Genomic DNA, 19,721 nt, shown 5'->3' with positions numbered 1-19,721 from the left:
ATCACCCGGGGTGACCGGCGGCTCACCCGCGTCACCAGTCGTGGAGGTCCTGGGAGCCGCGGCGCGGGGACCTGGCGGCCGTACGGTCGGCGTGCTCGCGAAGGGCGGGCCGCGGCCGGATCCGCTGCGCGGGCACCCCGCCGCGCCCGCACGGCCCGGTCACGGACCCCGCGGAGCGTGACCGCTCGGGACGGCCCGTCACCAGCAGCGGGTCGACCAGCACCGCCACTCCGGCCAGCAGCAGGAAGAACGCCGGGCCGACCAGCATCGGGGCCAGCAGTTCGGTGGACGGCGCGCCGCCCGAGTCGTCGACGGCGCCGTCCAGATGCACGTGGACCGCGGCCATCGCGGTGTAGTGCATTCCGGTCGACGCGACGCCCATCACGGCGCTGGCGGCCAGACCGGCCAGAAATCCCCGGTGCGAGACGACCACCCAGAGCGCCGCCGTCGCCGCGACGACGGCGATCATGACGGAGAGCGCGACGGTGACGGTGTCGTATCCGACGCGGCCCTGTAGCCGTATGCCGGCCATGCCGAGGTAGTGCATGGTGGCGAAACCGAGGCCGGTGATGATGCCGCCGGTGACGAGCGTCATGGGGGTCGTGCCGCGGTACCCCACGATGAATATCCCCACCCCGACCATGACGATCCCCACCACGAGGCTGGCGAACGTCGTGAGCCGGTCGTAGCCGACCGGCACCTCCGAGACGCTGAACCCCATCATCGCGATGAAGTGCATCGTCCAGACGCCGGAGCCGATCGCGGCCGATCCCAGGGCGAGCCCGCCGGGCTTCCAGGAGCGTCTGGTACGGAGGGATCTCGCCGTGCAGCGCAGGCCCAGAGCCGCGCCGAGGCAGGCCATCAGAAAGGCCACTACGGGGGTGACGAGACCGTAGCTGAATCCGTCGATCGTGCCCTGCATAGCGGTATGCCCCTCACCCCTCGTGCTCCCTGTGCGAAAGCGCCGGTTCGGGCGAGGGTAGGACGGCCGGGCCGGTTAGCAAACAGGCCATCGGCGTTTTGTCGACACGAAACGGCGCGACCCCAGGGTACGGGGCGGCCCCGCGCCGGTGTGGCTTCATGATCTCACCCCGTCCCGCCCCACCGTTCCGGTCCACCGCGTGACTTCACGTGGTGGCCAACCTTCGCCTGTTCCCCGTTGGCCGGGGGCTGTCACGCTCTGGCCGACCGTCATCGCCCGACGCGAGGAGTACACGTGTCCACACGCACCTCAGTGACAACGGCCGCCGCACTGCTGGGAGTCACGGCACTGGTTCTGCCCGGCGCCGCCACCGCGAGCGCGGGCCCGGCCGCCGGGTCCAGGAGCGGAAGCCCCGTCGTCATCGCGCACCGCGGCGCCTCCGCCTACGCCCCGGAGAACACGCTCGCGGCCGTCGAAGCGGCCGATGACCTGGGCATCGACTGGGTGGAGAACGACGTCCAGCGCACCAAGGACGGCCGGCTCGTGGTGATCCACGACGACAACCTCCGGCGGACCACCGATGTGGAAGAGGTCTTCCCCGACCGGGCGCCCTGGAAGGTCAAGGACTTCACGGCGGCGGAGATCGCCCGGCTGGACGCGGGCAGCTGGTTCGGCGAGCGGTGGGCGGGCGAGCGCGTACCCACGCTGAAGCAGTACCTGGAGGCCGTCGAGGCCAACCGGCAGAAGCTGCTCCTGGAGATCAAGGCGCCCGAGCAGTACCCGGGCGTCGAGAAGGATATCCTGCGGGTACTGGGCCAGGAGGGCTGGCTCAGCCGCTCGCACGTCCGGAACAAGCTGGTCATCCAGAGCTTCGGCGCGGACAGCATCCGTACGGTGCACCAGCTGCGTCCGGACCTCACGACCGGCTTCCTCGGCGCGCCCGCGGTGGCCGATCTGCCCGCGTACGCGGCGTTCACGGACCAGATCAACCCGGCGCACGCGGCGCTCACCGGCGACTACGTGGCCGCGGTGCACCGGCTCAAGGGCCCGCACGGCAAGCCGCTCACGGTGAGCACCTGGACGGTCGACGACACGGCGGACGCGGTGCGTGTCCGTGATCTCGGCGTGGACGGGATCATCACCAACAGGCCGGACCTGGTCCGGGACGCGGTGGGCTGAGGCCGGAAGCCGGTGGGCCGGGGCCGGAGGCCGGTCTCGGGGCCGTTGTCAGTGGTGGCCCGTACCGTGGTCGGCATGGACAACTACGGGCAGTCGCCGGTGGAGTGGACGGTCGTGCCCACCGGCATCGGGCCGCTGCTGCTGGCCGCGACCGGCCAGGGGCTGGTGAGCGTCGTCTTCCATGTCGACGGACCGGTGCGGGAGAAGGCGCTCGGACAGCTGAGGGACCGGCTGGGCACCGAGCCCGCCGAGTCGGCGTCGGGGCTGCTGGCCGAGCCGATACGCAGGCTGTCCGCGTACTTCGCGGGCGAGCTGCGGGAGTTCGGGCTGCCGCTCGACTGGTCGCTCTCCACGGGCTTCAACCGGCAGGTGCTGCGCGAGCTGGCGACGGGCGTCCCGTACGGCACCGTGGTCGGTTACGGCGATCTGGCCAGGCGGGTGGGCCAGCCGGCGGCCGCGCAGGCGGTCGGCGCGGCGATGGGTTCCAACCCGCTGCCGTTGGTGGTGCCGTGTCATCGCGTGGTGGAGAGCGACGGCGGGCTCGGCGGCTTCGGGGGCGGCCTCGAGACCAAGCGGAAGCTGCTGGCCCTGGAGGGCGTGCTCCCGGAACCGCTCTTCTGAGCCGGTCCGCCGCCCCGCACCCATGAGCCGGTCCACCGTCCCGCACCAGCGATAACGTGCGCATTTATGGTCACTTGTCCGCTTTCCGCGCCGGGCTTAGGCTTATGTATGGAGAACGACCGCGCGTACAGCCCGGCGGGCAGCAGATGTCTCCCCGGGGCCTCCCGCCCCGGGGACCGACACGTTCCGTACCGGTACGTCCCGTACTGGCACGCACCTCTGCCGGACCGCCCGAGCGGCAGCCGTCTCCATCACACAGGCCGGATCACACGCACAGGCCGAGCCATCCGCTGGACGAGGAGAGCCGAAGGGACGGCGAGTCAGGATGAGCGGAGGAAACAAGGCAGTCGCATACATCAAGCCGGGTGAGGTGGATGTGAGGACCACCGACTACCCGACGCTCGAACTACAGGACGGGCCGGGTGTGGCCCCCGCGAACGTAGGCAGGAAATGCCGCCACGGGGTCATCCTCAAGGTACTCGCGACCAACATATGCGGCAGCGATCAGCACATGGTGCGCGGCCGGACCACGGCACCCGAAGGCTTGGTGCTCGGCCACGAGATCACCGGTGAGGTCATCGAGCGCGGCCCCGATGTCGAGTTCATCAACGTCGGCGACGTCGTGTCGGTGCCGTTCAACATCGCCTGCGGCCGCTGCCGGAACTGCAAGGAGCGCCAGACCGGTATCTGTCTGAACGTCAATCCCGCCCGTCCCGGCGCGGCGTACGGCTACGTCGACATGGGCGGCTGGGTCGGCGGACAGGCGGAGTACGTGATGGTGCCGTACGCCGACTTCAACCTGCTGCGCTTCCCCGACCGTGACGCGGCGCTGGAGAAGCTGCTCGATCTGACGATGCTGTCGGACATCTTCCCCACCGGCTACCACGGCGCGGTGACGGCCGGCACGGGCGTCGGCTCCACGGTGTACGTCGCGGGCGCGGGACCCGTCGGTCTGGCCGCCGCGGCCTCGGCCCAGCTGCTCGGCGCCGCGGTCGTCATCGTCGGCGACCTCAACGCCGAACGGCTCGCGCAGGCGCGCAGTTTCGGCTGCGAGACCGTCGACCTCACCAAGGGGTCGGTCGAGGACCAGATAGCCCAGATCCTCGGCGAGCCCGAGGTGGACTGCGCGGTCGACGCGGTCGGCTTCGAGGCACGCGCGCACGGCAAGGACTCCAAGGAGGCTCCCGCGACCGTCCTCAACTCCCTCATGGGTGTGGTCAGGGCGGGCGGCGCGCTCGGTATCCCGGGGCTGTACGTCACGGACGACCCGGGCGGTATCGACGACGACGCCAAGAGCGGCACGCTGAAGGTCAGGCTGGGCCTGGGCTGGGCGAAGAGCCACACGTTCAGCACGGGACAGTGCCCGGTGATGAAGTATCACCGGGGCCTGGCGATGGCGATCCTGCACGGCAAGGTCCACATCGCGAAGGCCGTCAACGCCACGGTGATCTCGCTCGAGGACGCCCCGCGCGGCTACGACGAGTTCGACCACGGCGCGAGCCGGAAGTACGTGCTCAATCCGCATGGCGCGCTGAACGGAGTGGTGGCCGCCTGAGCGATTCCCGAGCGGTGGAGGGCGCGGTCGGCACCGCGCCCTCCACGGGGCTCGGGGCCGACCGCGCCCCGGCATCGAGCCGGGCGCGCTGACGCTCCCCGCCGACGAGCGGAGGAGTGCGCGGAGGTTCCCCGCCCGTTCCTCCTCGCGTTCGCCGCCCGTTCCTCTTCGCGTTCCCCGCCCGTTCCTCCTCGCGTTCCTCCGCGCGTCGACGTTTGCGTCCGCGCGGGATGTGCCATGGATGGGGACATGCCAGACATCACTTCGCAGCTCTCCCCGGAGGTACGGGAGGCGCTCGCCGCGCACCGTCCCGTGGTCGCCCTGGAGTCGACGATCATCGCGCACGGACTGCCGCGCCCGCGCAATCTCGCGGTCGCGGAGGAGTTGGAGGCGCTCGTACGGTCCAGCGGCGCCGTACCCGCCACGGTCGCCGTGCTGGACGGCCGGCCCCAGGTGGGCCTGTCCAAGGACCAGTTGGAACGGGTCGCCCAGGACGACTCCGTACGGAAGCTGGGCCATCGCGATCTCGCGCCCGCGCTCGCGGCGGGCGCGAGCGGTGCGACGACCGTGTCCGCCACGGCGTTCCTGGCCGCGCGGGCCGGGATCCGGGTCTTCGCGACGGGCGGGCTCGGCGGGGTCCACCGCGGCTGGACCGACACCCAGGACGAGTCGGCCGATCTGCGGCTGCTGGCCAGGACCCGGATCACCGTGGTGTGCGCGGGCGTCAAATCGATCCTCGACGTACCGGCGACGCTCCAGCGGCTGGAGACACTGGGCGTCGGCGTCCTCGGCTACGGGACCGACCGGTTCCCCGGCTTCTATCTGGCCTCGTCCGGTGAACCGGTCGACTGGACGGTCCGTACCCCCGACGAGGTCGCGGCGGTGATGGACGCCCAGGACGCGCTCGGCGGGCCGGAGGCGGCACTCATCGTCGCCAACCCCGTACCGGAGGCGGAGCAGCTGGATCCGACGCTGCACGACCGGGTGCTCGCGGAGGCGCTGACGGAGTGTCATGAGCGGGGTATCGGCGGCCAGGCCGTCACCCCGTTCCTGCTGGACCAGCTGATGCGGCGGACGGGCGGCGCCTCGCTGGAGGCCAATCTCGCGGCGGTGCGCGGCAATGTGTGGCTCGCGTCGCGCATCGCGGTGGCACGGGCCACGGCGGCACGGACCGCGGCGGACGGATGAGCGGCGGCGCCCCGGGCGGTGGGCTGCTGGTGATCGGGGACGTGGTCACCGATGTGGTGGCGCGCCACCGCACCCCGCTCGCGCACGGTACGGACACGGCCGCCGAGATCCGTACGCTGCCGGGCGGCGCCGGGGCCAACGCGGCCTGCTGGGCCGCGCGGTCCGGGTGCGCGGACGTACGGCTCCTGGCCCGGGTGGGGGCGGAGGCACGGGAGTGGCACGAGGAGCGGCTGCGGCAGGCGGGAGTACGTCCCCGTCTCGTCGTCGACGACCGGGTGCCGACCGCGACGGTGATCTGTCTGGTCGACGCGTCCGCCGAACGCACGCTGCTCACCGACAGCGGCGCGGCGCTGCGGCTGTCTCCCGCCGACTGGTCGCCGTCCCTGCTGGACGGGGTCGGCCGGCTGCATCTATCCGGCTATCTCTTCTTCGCCGGGACGAGCCGTCAACTCGCCTCGGCGGCAATGCAATCGGCGGTGGAGCGGGGCGTTCCGGTGAGTGTGGACCCCGCCTCGGCGGGCTTCATCAAGGAACTGGGCGCGGACCGGTTTCTGGCGTCGGCCGAGGGCGTGGAGACGCTGCTCCCGAACGCGGACGAGGCCAGGCTCCTCACCGGGCTGACGAGCGTGTCGGACGCGGCCGCCGCGCTGAGCCGGCGGGCCGGGGTGGCGGTGGTGACCCTGGGCGGGGACGGCGCGCTGGTGGCGGAGGCGGGGGCCGTCACGGCCCGGGTCCCGCCGGTCCCGGCACGTGCCGTGGACTCCACGGGTGCGGGCGATGCCTTCACGGGCGCGTTCCTCGCCGCCCGGCTCGCGGGGGCGGACCCGGCGGCGGCCGCGGCGGCGGGCTGCGGGGCGGGGGCGCGAGCGGTGGCGACGGTGGGGGGCCGCCCCTGACACGGGACGGCTCCGCCGACGCCCTGCCCCCTGCCTCGGGGGTCTTCCGCGTGCCGGGGCCCGGGGGTCCGCCGAAGCCCACACCGGCGTGGGCCCGGGGGGGGCCGCCGAAGCCCACGCCGGCCGAGCCGTCGGCCGCTGTTCGAGGCCGGGTCCGAGGCCGCAGTCCAAGGCCGGGTCCGAGGCCGTTGTCCGCGGCCGAGGCCGGGTCCAAGGCCGGGTCCGAGGTCGTTGTCCGCGCCCTCCGAAGCCGTTGTCCGCGGCCGAGTCCGCTATCCGAGGCCGCCCCACGCCGGATGGCGCGGATCGTCGGTCCGTACGACCACATCCGCCTCCTCGGCCGGGTCCACCTCCCGCTCGTACCGCTCGAAAGCGGGGAGCGTCCAGCGTTCGCTCTCGTCGGTACGGCGCCGGAGCGCGGCCGGTGACAGCCTCAGATGCATCGTGAGGTCGAACGGGAACCAGTGCCCCAGCAGCAGCGGTCCGTGCAGCACCAGCACACCACCGGGCGCGAGTTCGCTGTGCGGGCTGCGGGTCGCCCGGTCGGTGGCCGGGTCCCAGAGGTCGGGCAGCACCCGCCCGGTACCGCCGGGCTCCAGCGGCCCGAAGACCTCCCGCCACAGCGCCCCGGTGTCGAACCAGCCGCTGTAGTACGACTCGGGGTCCTCGCGCCCGTACTCGTACCGCAGCGACGCCGGCCGCAGGAACCCGGCGGTCCCGACGACCAGTACCGACCGGCCTCGTACCCGCAGCGCCTCCGCGAGCGCGGCGGCCCGCTCGCCGGTCCCGGCGGCCGGTGCTCCGTCGATGGCGACGCGGAGCCAGGGACCGCCGTCCGCCGCCGCGGTCTCCAGCACCCGGTCGGCGACGGCCTCGGTCAGCCGCTCCCACGTGATCGCTTCGAGTCGCACCCGCCCATCATCGTCCAGCACCGCTCGCTCATGGCGCGTCGGCCCCACCGGCCCCCACCGGCCCCCGCCCAGTCAGCAGCGGGCCCCGCCGGTCAGCAGGTCTCAGATCCCGGTCACGGGAAGAGACTGCTCGGCCCAGATGGTCTTGCCGCCGGTGCCCTGGCGAGTGCCCCAGCTCTGTGTGAGCTGAGCGACGAGCAGGAGGCCACGGCCCCCCTCGTCGAACACCCGGGCCCGGCGCAGATGCGGGGCGGTGTTGCTTCCGTCCGAGACCTCACAGATGAGGCTGCGGTCATGGATGAGGCGCAGCTGGATGGGGCCCTCGGCGTATCGGATGGCGTTGGTGACCAGTTCGCTGACCACCAGTTCCGTGGTGAAGACGGCCTCTTCCAGCCCCCAGGCGGCCAGTTGTCCCGCGACGTCCCTGCGCGCCTGGGCCACCCCGGCGGGTTCGCCGTCCAGCTCCCACGTCGCGACCTGGCTCGCGTCGAGAGCACGGGTACGGGCGAGGAGCAGGGCGACGTCATCGGCGGGGCGGCTGGGGAGCAGCGTCTTCAGTACGTTGTCGCAGGTGTCCTCCAGCGGCGCGGCGGGCTGCGCGAGGGCGGTGCGCAGCGCGGCGAACGATTCGTCGATGCCACGCTCGCGCGATTCGACGAGGCCGTTGGTGAACAGCGCGAGCACGCTGCCCTCCCGCAGCTCCACGTCGACGGATTCGAAGGGCAGATTGCCCAGGCCGAGCGGGGGCCCCGCGGGCAGGTCGAGGAAGTCGACGGTGCCGTCCGGGGTGACCATCGCGGGCTGCGGATGTCCGGCGCGCGCGACGGAGCAGCGGCGGGACACCGGGTCGTAGACCGCGTAGAGGCAGGTGGCGCCGACGTCCCCGGCGGCGTCGGCCGCCGCACCCGGGTTCTGTCCGCTCGCCGCTTCCGCGGCCAGATGGTTGACGAGGTCGTCGAGGTGGGTCAGCAGTTCGTCGGGCGGCAGATCGACATCGGCGAGGGTGCGTACGGCCGTACGCAGCCGGCCCATCGTGGCCGACGCCTGGACGCCATGGCCGACCACGTCACCCACGACCAGGGCGACCCGCGAGCTGGACAGCGGGATCACATCGAACCAGTCGCCGCCGACCCCGGCCCCCGTGTCCGCGGGGAGGTAGCGGAAGGCGAACTCGACCGCCGCGTGGTCGGGCAGCGCGCGCGGCAGCAGGCTGCGCTGGAGGGCGAGCGCCGTGTCGCGTTCGCGCGTGTAGCGGCGGGCGTTGTCGATACAGACGGCCGCCCGCGCCGTGATCTCCTCGGCGAGCAGCAGATCGTCCAGCTCGAAGGGGGCCGGGCTCCGGTGACGCGAGAAGGTGGCCACTCCGAGGATGGCGCCGCGCGCACGCAGTGGGACGGCCATCTGTGAGTGGAACCCGAACGCGCGCATCTTGGCGGCGCGCCGCGGGTCACTGGCGTCCCAGCGGGCCATGGAGGCGTCCGTCACCTTGCTCATGACGCCCCGCTGGGTGAACAGCGACTCCGCGGCGGGTGAGCTGTCGGGGTAGAAGGAGGTGTCCCCGAACTCGACCACGGCTTCCGGGACGCCCTCATAGATGGACTGGTGGGCGGCGCGCCGCAGCCTGACCCCGCCGGGCAGCGGTCCCGCGGGGGCCTCGCCGCCGCCTCTGCTGACCTCGGGGAGCAGATCGACCGTGACGAAGTCGGCGAGCGCGGGGACCGCGACATCGGCCAGTTCCTGTGCGGTGCTCACGACGTCGAGGGCGCTGCCGATGCGGGTACTGGCCTCGTTCACCAGAAGCAGCCGCTGCTGGGCCCGGTTCTGCTTGGTCATGTCGTGGACCGCCACGACGACCCCGCGGGTCCGGCCGTCGCCGTCCCGCAGCGGGGCGATGGAGACCGACCAGGCGAACTCCTGGTCGCGGCCCGGCAGGCGCAGCGAGAATTCGAGGCGTTGTGGTTCGCCCGTCTCCAGCGCCCGCAGCATGTGCCGCTCGGTGTTGTCGATCTCCGGGGCGGGCATGGCCTCGGGCAGCCGCAGCCCGCGTACGTCGTCCTCGGTGAGGCCCAGCAGCCTTTCCATGTCCTCGCTCACATGCCGCAGCCGCAGCCGGGTGTCGTAGACGGCCGTCGGACAGGGCGACTGCATGAAGACCAATTCGAGCAGGTACGGATCCTCGAAGTCCGGTTCTTCGGAGCCCGGTTCTTCGGAGCCCGGGACCTCGGAGTGCCGATCCTCGGCGTGCGGGACCGTCCCCGTCAGCGGGGAGACGAGAAACCACTCGGTGGCGCCGTCGTCCGTCGTCCGGCGGTGCGCCAGCAGCCGTACGTCCAGACGCTCGCCGTTCCGGTGCAGCAGCGTCACCGTCCCGCTCCATCTGTCCGGCAGGGCGGCCGGGTCCAGCGCCGTCGGATCCAGCGCCGTCGGATCCAGCTCCGCCGGATTCAGCTCCGCCGGATCGAGCGTGCCGGTGCGGGACCGCGCCCTCGCCCCCTCCGCGAGGAGTCCGGCGGCCGACCGTCCGATGATCTCCGACGGCCGGTGACCGAGCAGCCTGCGGGCACCCTCGCTCCACTCCGTCACGGTGCCCCGCTCGTCGATGACCACCCTGGCCGTGGCCGCCTCGTCAAACGGATCGACCCGCTCGTCGTGGGGATCGGCCTCGTGGGGATCGTTCGACCGGACGGGCTGGTCTTCCCGCGCGGAGTCCGGTCGCCTCATCGTCGCTCATCTCACCCTGCCTGCCCCCAACCGCCGGGGAACAGCTCCCGGCCCCCGGCGGGCCTCCAGTGGCTACTGACGCCTCCAAGTATGACATCAGTGACGAATACGGCTATTTCTGTCACCTCGGGCGATATCTCAACGGAACGTCGGCGATGCGCCAACGGAACGTCACCGCCGAGAGCAGCGGCCCCCGTGCCCCACACTCCCCCTTGCCCCCTCCTCATTCCCCTTGCTCCCGCTTGCCCCCCCCGCTCATTCCCCTCGCAGCACCTTGGCCAGCGGCCCGTCGCCCGAAACCTCGATCCGCCCGTCGCGCACCCCGTCGCCCACCGTCAGCGCGCCCCCGCTCAACGCGCGGCAGGTGTCGGCGTCGAGCACGAGGCGGGCATCCGGGCTCTCCGCCGGCCCGTCGCCGTACACCGGGTCGCCCGCGCCGAGCCGTACATGGAACGCCCCTTCGTCCAGCCGGACTTCCACCACACCCTCCCCCGTCCCGCCACCCACACCCGAGCCCGCCGGGCCCGCCGGGCCCGACAGCCCGTCCAGCACCGGAAGCAGCGGCACGGCGAACCAGTGCGCCCGTACGGCATCGGTGGGCCTGCGCTCCTCCAGCGCCGGCGCGCCCCACTCCGCCAGAGCCGTGAGAACCGGCAGCAGCCCCCGCCCCCGCTCGGTCAGCTCGTACACGTACGCCGCGGCCGGGGGCGGCAGCTTGCGGCGCAGGGCCAGATCATCGCGCTCCATGTCCTTGAGCCGGGAGGCGAGCACATCCGTGCTGACACCCGGCAGATCGGCGTGCAGATCGGTGTACCGGCGGGGGCCCGCCAGCAGCTCCCGGACGATCAGCAGGGTCCAGCGGTCGCCCACGGAGTCGAGGGCACGGGCGGTGGCGCAGTACTGGTCGTAGCTTCGGCGACGTGACATGTGACGGATTCTAGACATGTTGTTGGACTTTCCAAGCTCGGACTTGGTAAAACCAAGTATCGCACCAAGGTCTGGGAGGCCACCGCATGGAATTCCGGCAGTCGAGCAAGCTCAGCGAGGTCTGCTACGAGATCCGCGGCCCGGTGATCGAGCACGCCGACGCCCTGGAGGAGGCGGGCCACAGCGTCCTGCGCCTCAACACCGGCAATCCCGCGCTCTTCGGGTTCGAGGCGCCGGAGGAGGTCCTCCAGGACATGATCCGGATGCTGCCGCGGGCACACGGCTACACGGACTCGCGGGGTGTCCTCTCCGCGCGCCGCGCCGTGGCGCAGCGCTACCAGACCATGGGGCTGCCCGAGGTCACGGTCGATGACATCTTCCTCGGCAATGGCGTCTCCGAGCTGGTCTCGATGGCCGTCCAGGCGCTTCTGGAGGACGGCGACGAAGTCCTGATCCCGGCCCCCGACTTCCCGCTCTGGACCGCTGTCACGACGCTGGCGGGCGGCCGTCCCGTGCACTATCTCTGCGACGAGTCCGCGGAGTGGTACCCGGACCTGGACGACATGGCGTCGAAGATCACCGACCGTACGAAGGCCGTCGTGATCATCAACCCCAACAACCCCACCGGCGCGGTCTATCCGCGCGAGATCGTCGAGGGCATCCTCGATCTCGCCCGCCGTCATCAGCTCATGGTGTTCGCGGACGAGATCTACGACCAGATCGTCTACGACGACGCGGTGCACCACACCGCCGCGGCCCTCGCCCCCGATCTGGTGGTCCTCACCTTCAGCGGCCTCTCGAAGACGTACCGCGTGGCGGGCTTCCGCTCCGGCTGGCTGGTGGTCACCGGCCCCAAGCAGCACGCCCGCAGCTACCTCGAGGGCCTGACGATGCTCGCCTCGATGCGGCTCTGCCCCAACGCGCCCGCGCAGTACGCCATCCAGGCCGCGCTCGGCGGCCGGCAGTCCATCAAGGAGCTGACCGCGCCGGGAGGCAGGCTGTACGAGCAGCGCGACCGCGCCTGGGAGAAGCTCAACGAGATCCCCGGGGTCTCGTGCGTGAAGCCGAAGGGCGCCCTGTACGCCTTCCCCCGGCTGGACCCCAAGGTGCACAAGATCCACGACGACGAGAGGTTCGTGCTGGATCTGCTGCTGCGGGAGAAGATCCAGGTCGTACAGGGAACGGGGTTCAACTGGCCGCGTCCCGACCACTTCCGGATCCTGACGCTTCCGTACGCGGACGATCTCGACGCGGCCATCAGCCGGATCGGCCGCTTCCTGAGCGGCTACCGCCAATGATGCGCCCGCGCCCCGGGGGCGGCTCCGCCCCCGGGCGGCTCAGAGCCGTACAGGCAGCGCGATCAGGCCCCGGGCACGGGTCGAGGGGCGCCACCGCAGCTCCTCGTACGGAACGTCCAGCTCCAGTCGCGGGAACCGCTCCAGCAGCGCGTTGAGCGCGATCTCCGTCTCCAGCCGGGCGAGCGGCGCGCCGAGGCAGTAGTGGATGCCGTACCCGAGGGCCACTTGCCCGGCGGTATCGCGGTCGAGGTCGAGCCGGTCGGGGTCGGTGAAGCGGTGCGGGTCGCGATTGGCGGCGGCGAGGGACAGCATGACGGTCTCCCCCGCCGGCACCGTCACGCCGCCGATCGTCAGATCCTCGACCGCGAACCGCCGGATCGCCAGCAGCGCGGGCCCCTCGTACCGTGCGAACTCCCCGACCGCCGCTGCCGTCCTGCCGGGCTCGGCGCGCAGGGCCGCCAACTGCCCGGGGTGCCGGAGCAGGGCGAGGACGGAGTTGCCGATGAGCTGGACGGTGTTCTCGTACCCGGCGAAGAGGATGAGGAAGGCCAGCGACATCAGCTCGTCCTCGCTGAGCCGGTCACCGCCGTCCCCACGGGGTGCTCCCGCGTCACATAGCGTCCCGCCGCCGGCCTCCTCACCCTCGTCGCGCACCGCGATCAGCGCCGAGAGGAGATCGTCCCCGGGCTCGGCCCGCTTGTGGGCGAGCAGTTCGGTGAAGAAGGCGAGCATGGCGGCGATCGCCTCCTTCACCCGCTCGGGCCGCGCGGGATCGGGGGCCATCAGGGCGTCCGTCCACTCCCGGAAGTCACGCCGGTCGCGCGCTGGCACACCCAGCAGTTCGCAGATGACGACGATGGGCAGCGGCGCGGCGTACGAGGCGACCAGATCGGTGCGACCGCCGGATTCGAGGGCGTCGAGCAGTTCGTCGGCGGTGCGCCTGACCGGCCCTCGCAGCTCCTCGACGCGCCGCGTGGTGAACGCCCGCGCGACGAAGCGCCGGATACGGGTGTGGTCCGGCGGATCCATGTTGAGGAGATTGGCGTCGAGGGCGGGCGGCAGCCCGAAGCCCCGGTAACCGCCGGGCAGCGCACGGCTCTTGTCGAGGGAGAGCCGGGGATCGGCGAGCGATTTCCGTACGTCCTCGTAGCGCGTGACGAGCCAGGCGGGCCGTCCGTCGGGCCCGACGATCCGCTGGACGGGCGCGGTCTCACGCAGCCGCGCGTACACCTCGTACGGATCCGCCAGCAGCTCGCCCGTCGGATCGTAGAGCGACTGCGGTGACGTTCCGGCGGATTCCGTGAGGGCCATGATCCCATCCTAAACAGCCGGACGGGCGGCGGCTGTTGACGGCGGGCGGACGGGGACGGCACGCCCGTACGGAGATGGCCGAGGCGCTGACCGGCGGGTTCACCAGAGCCTCCGCCTTGGCATGGACCTGTTCAGAATCCTCGGCTACGCTCCGGCTGGCACCGCCTGAGAGCGCTCTCAGTCGCCTGCTGTTCCACCCCCACCATGCTGGAACACAGAAGGGCCACATCCCTTGAGACGTACGACAGTGATACGCACCGGTCTGTCCGCACTCCTTCTCCTCGGCACGTGGGCCGCCGCCGGGCTCGCGCCCGCCGCCGCGGCCCCCTCCCCCGCCTCCTCCGAGGCACCGGCGTCCACCGGTCTGCTCACCGCCATGCAGAAGGACCTGGGCCTGACGGAGAGTCAGGCCAAGGCGCGGCTGGCCGCGGAGAAGACAGCGACGGCTGTCGAGAGCAAGGCGAAGCGTGCGGCGGGAGCGTCGTACGGCGGCTCCTGGTTCAACCCGGACAGCGGCACGCTGACCGTCACGGTCACCAGCGCCCAGAAGGCCGACGCGGTACGGGCGACCGGCGCGACCGTCCAGCTCGTCAAGCACAGCGCGCGGCAGCTCGACGCGGCCAAGGAGCGGATCGACGCGCTCTCCGCGCCGGCCGGTGTCAGCAGCTGGCATGTCGACCCCAAGGCCAACCGGGTCGTGGTCAATGTCGTCGCGGCGCAGAAGAGCGACAACGATGTCCGTGACTTCCTCGACCGCGCCCGGCAGGCCGGCCCCGTCACGGTCAAGGAGACCGCCCAGGCTCCCCAGACCTTCGCCGCGGGCACCGTCGGCGGCGACCCGTACTACACGGGCAACGTCCGCTGTTCCATCGGCTTCTCCGTCCACGGCGGCTTCGTCACGGCCGGCCACTGCGGTCAGGCCGGCGCCTCGGTGAGCGGCTGGGACGGCTCGTACATCGGCAACTTCCAGGGCTCGTCCTTCCCCGACAACGACTACGCGTGGGTGAATGTCGGCAGCGGCTGGTGGACCGCCCCGGTGGTTCTCGGCTGGGGCTCCGTCTCCGACCAGCTGGTCCGCGGCTCCAACGAGGCCCCGATCGGCGCCTCGATCTGCCGCTCCGGCTCCACGACTCACTGGCGCTGCGGCAACCTCCTGGCCAAGAACGAGACCGTCAACTACAGCCAGGGCGCCGTCCACCAGATGACCAAGACCAGCGTCTGCGCCGAGGGCGGTGACTCGGGCGGCTCCTTCATCAGCGGCGACCAGGCCCAGGGCGTGACCTCGGGCGGCTGGGGCAACTGCAGCGGCGGCGGCGAGACCTGGTACCAGCCGATCAATGAAATCCTGGGCCGCTACGGCCTGACCCTTCACACCGCCTGACCTACGACACCGTCTGAACCTGAGACGCCGTCTGATCTACGACGCCGTCTGCCTCGCGGGAAGACCGACCCTCCGGGGAGTCAGCCCTGCGGGAAGATCAGCCCTGCGGGGAGGTCAGCCCTTCGGGGCGGGCCGGTGGAGCGGTTGACGAGGCCGGGGGTACGGAGAGCGCGCAGCGGTCCGGCGCGGTCGTCCCGTACTCCCGGCTTCGGCCGTTCCCTCGGACCGAGCTCCGGCGCCCCCTCCCCATCACCGCCGCGCCTCTCGCCGCACTGCCCCGCGTCACCGGCCGAGGAGAGCCGTCAGTGCGCCCACCGGGTCGGTGTCGGGGGTGCCTCTGGGCCACCAGTCCTCACGGTCCCGGTCCGACTCATAGCCGTACCAGAGGGCGTCGCGGCCGAAGCGGAGCTGGAGGGACGGGGTGGAGAGGCGGTTGCGCCAGGGGCGGAAGTGGGGGAAATCGGCGGCTGCCAGGGCGGGCCGGGCACGGTCGAAGGGTCCGGCCGGCGGGTCCCAGGGCTCTTCCAGTACGGCGAGGCCCGCCAGACCGCCCTGCCGCCAGGCCGCCACGGCGCGCGCCAGGTCGGTGGGGGTGCGGTCGAGTGCGGTGGCCAGGTCCCGGTAGAGGGCACGGGTGGAGGCGGTCAGCCCGGAGCCGGGGTGGGCGGCGGCCAGCCGTACCGCGTCCTGCCAGGGCGTGAGGGCGCCGACGGGGTCGAGGCCGGTGGTCAGGAACGTATGGGCGCGGGCCGCCGCTTCGGTGGCGAGCAGGTCGAGAGCGAGCGGGTCGGGGGCCCCGGGGGTCTGCGGATAGACGGGCGGCCGGCCCGGCTGCGCGGGGACGGGGAACGGCGGCGGAAGCACCGGGCGGGTACGTGGCGCGAGGGCGACACGCGCCTCGACCGTGGGCATGGGCGGCGCGGCGGTGGTCCGTTCGGCCGCCGAGCGGGTGGCGTTGCGCCGGGTGAGATCGGCCAGCACCTCGTGTTCACCGCGACCGCGCATCAGGAACAGCACGAACGGGTCCTCGTCGAGGAGCCGCGCCGTCTGGTAGCAGAGGGCGGCGGCGTGCTTGCACGGGTAACCGTCGTCCGGGCAGGAGCAGTCGGGGGTCAGATCGCGCCCGGTGGGGAGGAGATCGGCCGAGGCCGCGAGGGTGTGCGGCATGTCCTTGTCGAGCAGGGCGGCGATGTGGTCCGGGCGGGCCGCCGCGGCGTCGAGAAGATCCTCCCAGCCGGGGTCGTCGAGAGTACGGAGGCGGATCTCCGTACGGTACGGGCGGGGTCGCGAACCGTGGACGTACGCCATGACCCGGCCGGGCGTGACCGTGATCGCGTCGACATGGCCGCGGTCCGCGTAGGCACGGCCGCGTTCGAGGCGGGCCGCGTCGAGAGCGGTGTCCTCCATGGACGCCAACCACGCGTTGCCCCACCAGGTGAGGGCGAAGTCGCCCTCGGCGGCGGGTCGCGGGGGCAGTGCGGGGAACGTACGCCGACGGTCGTCGTGCCGTGGGGCGGGGGCGCGGCGGGGGGTCATGACAGCCTCCGCAGGGAGACCAGGTCCGCGAGGTCACGGTCGGTCAGCTCGGTCAGGGCCGCCTCGCCCGAGCCGAGGACCGCGTCGGCCAGTGCCCGCTTGGACGAGAGCATGTCGGCGATCCTGTCCTCGACCGTGCCCTCCGCGATCAGCCGGTGGACCTGCACGGGCTGGGTCTGGCCGATGCGGTAGGCGCGGTCCGTGGCCTGCTCCTCCACGGCCGGGTTCCACCAGCGGTCGAAGTGGATGACATGGCCGGCCCTGGTCAGATTGAGACCGGTGCCCGCCGCTTTCAGGGAGAGGACGAAGACCGGGACCTCGCCGGACTGGAACCGGTCCACCATGCGTTCGCGCTCGGCGACGGGCGTGCCGCCGTGCAGGAGCTGGGACGGGAGGGCGCGCGCGGCGAGATGCGCGGAGAGCAGCCGCGCCATCGACACGTACTGGGTGAAGAGCAGGACCGAGCCGTCCTCCGCGAGGATCGTGTCGAGCAGCTCGTCGAGAAGGGCGAGCTTGCCGGAACGGCCGGTGAGCCGGGCCGCGTCCTCCTTCAGATACTGCGCGGGGTGGTTGCAGATCTGTTTGAGAGCGGTGAGCAGCTTCATCACGAGGCCGCGGCGCGCGATGCCCTCGGCCGCCTCGACGGCGGCCATCGTCTCGCGGACGACGGCCTCGTAGAGCGATGCCTGTTCACGGGTGAGCGCGACGGGGTGATCGCTCTCGGTCTTGGGCGGCAGCTCGGGCACGATACCGGGGTCGGACTTCTTCCTGCGCAGCAGGAACGGCCGGACCAGCCGGGACAGCCGCTCCACCGCCTCCGCGTTGTCCACGTCCTTGATGTCGGCGCTCTTCGCGTTCTCGACGTTCTCCACGATCCGCGCGTGCCGCGCCCGGAACGCCTTGAGCGGGCCGAGCAGACCGGGGGTGGTCCAGTCGAGCAGCGCCCACAGCTCGGAGAGGTTGTTCTCGACGGGCGTGCCGGTCAGCGCGACCCTGGCCGGCGCCGGGATCGTGCGCAGCGCCTTGGCCGTGGACGAGAAGGGGTTCTTGACGTGCTGGGCCTCGTCGGCGACGACCATGCCCCAGCCGTGCGCGGCCAGCGCGTCGGCGCTGCTGCGCATCGTGCCGTACGTGGTGAGCACGAAGCCGCCCGGGGTCCCGTCCTCCGGGAGTCCGGCCAGGCTCCGCCCGGCGCCGTGGAAGCGGTGTACGGGGACGCCGGGCGCGAAGCGGGTGATCTCTCGCTGCCAGTTGCCCAGGAGGGAGGCGGGGCAGACGACCAGGGTGGGGGCGGTACGGGCCCGGTGCAGATGCAGGGCGATGACCGTGACCGTCTTGCCGAGGCCCATGTCGTCCGCGAGACAGCCGCCGAGCCCGAGCGAGGTCATCAGATCCAGCCAGGCGAGACCGCGCAGTTGGTAGTCGCGCAGGGTGGCCGCGAGGGCGGGTGGCTGGGCGATCGCGGCCGGGCCGGTGGTGAGACGGTCGCGCAGCGCGGCCAGCGCACCGGTCGGGACCGCTTCCACCGTCTCGCCGTCCACCTCGGCGGTGCCGGTCAGGGCGACGGCGAGCGCGTCGACCGGCTCCAGCAGCCCCAGCTCCCGCTTGCGCGCCTTCCGTACGAGGGCCGGGTCGACGACGACCCACTGGTCGCGCAGCCGCACGATCGGGCGGTGCGACTCGGCGAGCGCGTCCATCTCCTGCTCACTGAGGGGATCGCCGTCGAGCGCCACCTGCCAGTTGAACGTGAGCAGTTCGGCGCTGTCGAAGAACGGGGTGCCGTCGGTGGCCGAGCCGGGCGCGGGCCGGACGACCGCGGCGGCGGTGAGCGTACGCGCCAGCTCCCTCGGCCAGTGGACGGCGACCCCCGCCGCGGCGAGACGGGCCGCCCCGGGGCCGAGCAGTTCGTACAACTCGTCCTCGGAGAGTGGCAGTGCGTCGGGGACGTCCCGCTCCAGCAGCCGGGCGAGCGGGATCCAGACGCGGGCCGCGCGGCGCAGGGCGAGCATCGCGTCGATCCGGGCGCGCGGGCCGAAGCTCTCGTCGCCATGGCCGGCCCAGAGCCCTGAGGCATCGATGACCAGGGTCGGATCGGCCAGGCTGTGGATCTGGACGAGAGCGGCCCCGGCACGTCGGACGACCTGGGCCTCCTCGGCGCCGCGCCCGACGTCCGGGCCGATACCGGGGGCATGTTCCGCCCGGCCGGAATCCGTCTCCGGAACCGAGGCCAGGGCCGTGCCCGAGGCCGGGTCCGTGCCTTCGGCCGGGCCCGTCTCCGCCTGATCGAAGAGGTCGTACGCGGAGAGATCGAGGCGCAGCGAGACCCGTACCCCCGCGTCCATACCGGCCGCCGCCTCCGCGGCCCAGGTACGGGCGCCCGGCAGATGCTGCGCCTCCTGGGCGGCGAACGGCGCGCCCGCGGCGTAAGCGGCGGCGGGCGTACGCGGCAGCGAGTCCGCCACCGCGTCGAGGAACGCCCGTACCAGCGCTTCCGGGTCGGGCAGTTGGAGCGGGCTCAGATCCGGGACCGGTACGGCATGGGCCTCGGGGGGCATGGCCGCGGCGATCGCTCTCAGCTGCGCGATGTCATCGGCGTCGAGCGGCCCGGCGCGCCAGGCGTCATGGTCGGAGGCGGTGAGACCGGGCAGCAGTCTGCCGCGCCCGGCCAGCTGGAGCGCGTGCAGCGCGGCGGCGCCCCAGCACGCGGCGGCGGGATGCGCGGCCCTGTCGCGCCGGGCGCGCACCAGGAGCGGGATGGCGTCGGCGACGGACAACAGCACGGCGGGGACGGAGCGCGTGTGGACATCGACCCCGCCCTCGCCGCCGGCGTCACCATCCCCGCCGCCGTACCCGCCGTCGTCCCGGCGCCGTACGACCGTCAGCTCCCCCGGTCCGAGCCCGGTCGCGCCCGGATCACCCGACGCACCCGATGCCGTACGGGCTTCGCCGAGCGCACCGGCGGGCAGCTCCCCCTCCGGGGACCAGAAGGCGACCCGCCCCTCACGCGGCAGTCCCGCGGGCAGGAAGACGGCGGCGCAGCGGGCCAGTGCCGCCGTCGCGGCAGGGGCCGACAGAGACGTGGGGTTCTGCATGGATCGCACGGATTGCGTCATGGTCACCGCCTCCCTCCCGCCCGGGATCACCTCAGGATCTGATTCCTCTGCGAGTCTAGGCCGGGGGTCTGACAGTCGATCTCGATTCGACGTCTCCGCAGTTCAGCGGGGGCTCCGAGGGCTGAGGGCAGACAGCGGAAACGGGGCGATCCCACGGTGCCG

At 72.4% G+C, this 19,721-nt stretch carries 14 protein-coding genes; 7 read left to right on the top strand and 7 right to left on the bottom strand.

Annotation, left to right across the window (positions count from 1 at the left end; all coding sequences use genetic code 11):
* Nucleotides 1–31: 31 nt before the first annotated feature.
* A complete protein-coding gene (locus ACIOGX_RS10075; protein WP_356507449.1) occupies nucleotides 32–922 on the bottom strand; it encodes an MHYT domain-containing protein in 891 nt (296 codons plus the stop codon).
* 294 nt (nucleotides 923–1,216) lie between these two features.
* On the opposite strand from ACIOGX_RS10075, the gene ACIOGX_RS10070 reads away from it, so the two are divergent.
* From ACIOGX_RS10070 to ACIOGX_RS10050, 5 genes are all read left to right on the top strand, one after another.
* Nucleotides 1,217–2,101, top strand: coding sequence for a glycerophosphodiester phosphodiesterase (locus ACIOGX_RS10070; RefSeq protein ID WP_401911793.1), 885 nt, complete (start codon nucleotides 1,217–1,219; stop codon nucleotides 2,099–2,101).
* A gap of 75 nt (nucleotides 2,102–2,176) precedes the next feature.
* Nucleotides 2,177–2,722: a methylated-DNA--[protein]-cysteine S-methyltransferase gene (locus tag ACIOGX_RS10065; protein ID WP_356507445.1), complete on the top strand. Its 546-nt coding sequence runs from the start codon at nucleotides 2,177–2,179 to the stop codon at nucleotides 2,720–2,722.
* A gap of 325 nt (nucleotides 2,723–3,047) precedes the next feature.
* Nucleotides 3,048–4,277, top strand: a complete 1,230-nt coding sequence (gene fdhA / locus ACIOGX_RS10060) for a formaldehyde dehydrogenase, glutathione-independent (protein WP_129769555.1) — start codon at nucleotides 3,048–3,050, stop codon at nucleotides 4,275–4,277.
* 249 nt (nucleotides 4,278–4,526) lie between these two features.
* Nucleotides 4,527–5,465: a pseudouridine-5'-phosphate glycosidase gene (locus tag ACIOGX_RS10055; RefSeq protein WP_356507443.1), complete on the top strand. Its 939-nt coding sequence runs from the start codon at nucleotides 4,527–4,529 to the stop codon at nucleotides 5,463–5,465.
* Nucleotides 5,462–6,361 carry a carbohydrate kinase family protein gene (locus ACIOGX_RS10050; protein WP_401911789.1) on the top strand — a complete coding sequence of 300 codons (900 nt, stop codon included), beginning with the start codon at nucleotides 5,462–5,464 and terminating at the stop codon, nucleotides 6,359–6,361. The genes ACIOGX_RS10055 and ACIOGX_RS10050 overlap by 4 nt, the downstream gene beginning before the upstream one ends.
* A 272-nt stretch (nucleotides 6,362–6,633) precedes the next feature.
* Here the strand turns inward: ACIOGX_RS10050 and ACIOGX_RS10045 are convergent, their stop codons facing one another.
* From ACIOGX_RS10045 to ACIOGX_RS10035, 3 genes are all read right to left on the bottom strand, one after another.
* Nucleotides 6,634–7,272: a uridine kinase gene (locus tag ACIOGX_RS10045; protein ID WP_401911787.1), complete on the bottom strand. Its 639-nt coding sequence runs from the start codon at nucleotides 7,270–7,272 to the stop codon at nucleotides 6,634–6,636.
* A 102-nt stretch (nucleotides 7,273–7,374) separates the two neighbouring features.
* Entirely contained in the window at nucleotides 7,375–9,993 is a 2,619-nt protein-coding gene (locus tag ACIOGX_RS10040) for a SpoIIE family protein phosphatase (protein ID WP_401911784.1), read from the bottom strand.
* A 255-nt stretch (nucleotides 9,994–10,248) separates the two neighbouring features.
* Nucleotides 10,249–10,938, bottom strand: coding sequence for a winged helix-turn-helix transcriptional regulator (locus ACIOGX_RS10035; protein WP_383973935.1), 690 nt, complete (start codon nucleotides 10,936–10,938; stop codon nucleotides 10,249–10,251).
* Nucleotides 10,939–11,006: 68 nt separating this feature from the next.
* Here ACIOGX_RS10035 and ACIOGX_RS10030 point away from each other — a divergent pair, with 68 nt between their 5' ends.
* Entirely contained in the window at nucleotides 11,007–12,218 is a 1,212-nt protein-coding gene (locus tag ACIOGX_RS10030) for a pyridoxal phosphate-dependent aminotransferase (protein ID WP_401763302.1), read from the top strand.
* 39 nt (nucleotides 12,219–12,257) lie between these two features.
* On the opposite strand, the gene ACIOGX_RS10025 is transcribed toward ACIOGX_RS10030, so the two are convergent.
* A complete protein-coding gene (locus tag ACIOGX_RS10025) occupies nucleotides 12,258–13,529 on the bottom strand; it encodes a cytochrome P450 (RefSeq protein ID WP_401911779.1) in 1,272 nt (423 codons plus the stop codon).
* A gap of 247 nt (nucleotides 13,530–13,776) precedes the next feature.
* Between ACIOGX_RS10025 and ACIOGX_RS10020 the strand changes: the two genes are divergently transcribed.
* Nucleotides 13,777–14,910 carry a S1 family peptidase gene (locus tag ACIOGX_RS10020; protein ID WP_401912062.1) on the top strand — a complete coding sequence of 378 codons (1,134 nt, stop codon included), beginning with the start codon at nucleotides 13,777–13,779 and terminating at the stop codon, nucleotides 14,908–14,910.
* 282 nt (nucleotides 14,911–15,192) lie between these two features.
* On the opposite strand, the gene ACIOGX_RS10015 is transcribed toward ACIOGX_RS10020, so the two are convergent.
* Together ACIOGX_RS10015 and ACIOGX_RS10010 are read right to left on the bottom strand one after the other, a co-directional pair.
* The gene (locus tag ACIOGX_RS10015; RefSeq protein WP_401911776.1) at nucleotides 15,193–16,446 is read right to left on the bottom strand and encodes an SWIM zinc finger family protein; all 1,254 of its coding nucleotides are present in this window, start codon (nucleotides 16,444–16,446) and stop codon (nucleotides 15,193–15,195) included.
* Nucleotides 16,443–19,538 (bottom strand): DEAD/DEAH box helicase, encoded by a 3,096-nt coding sequence (locus tag ACIOGX_RS10010; protein ID WP_401912059.1) that lies wholly within the window; start codon nucleotides 19,536–19,538, stop codon nucleotides 16,443–16,445. The genes ACIOGX_RS10015 and ACIOGX_RS10010 overlap by 4 nt, the downstream gene beginning before the upstream one ends.
* Nucleotides 19,539–19,721: the final 183 nt, after the last annotated feature.

It is taken from the genome of Streptomyces sp. NPDC088147 (assembly GCF_044741565.1).
Lineage (GTDB): Bacteria > Actinomycetota > Actinomycetes > Streptomycetales > Streptomycetaceae > Streptomyces.
Note: the sequence above shows the minus strand (reverse complement) of the source record. Positions and strands in the feature narration are given on the sequence as shown.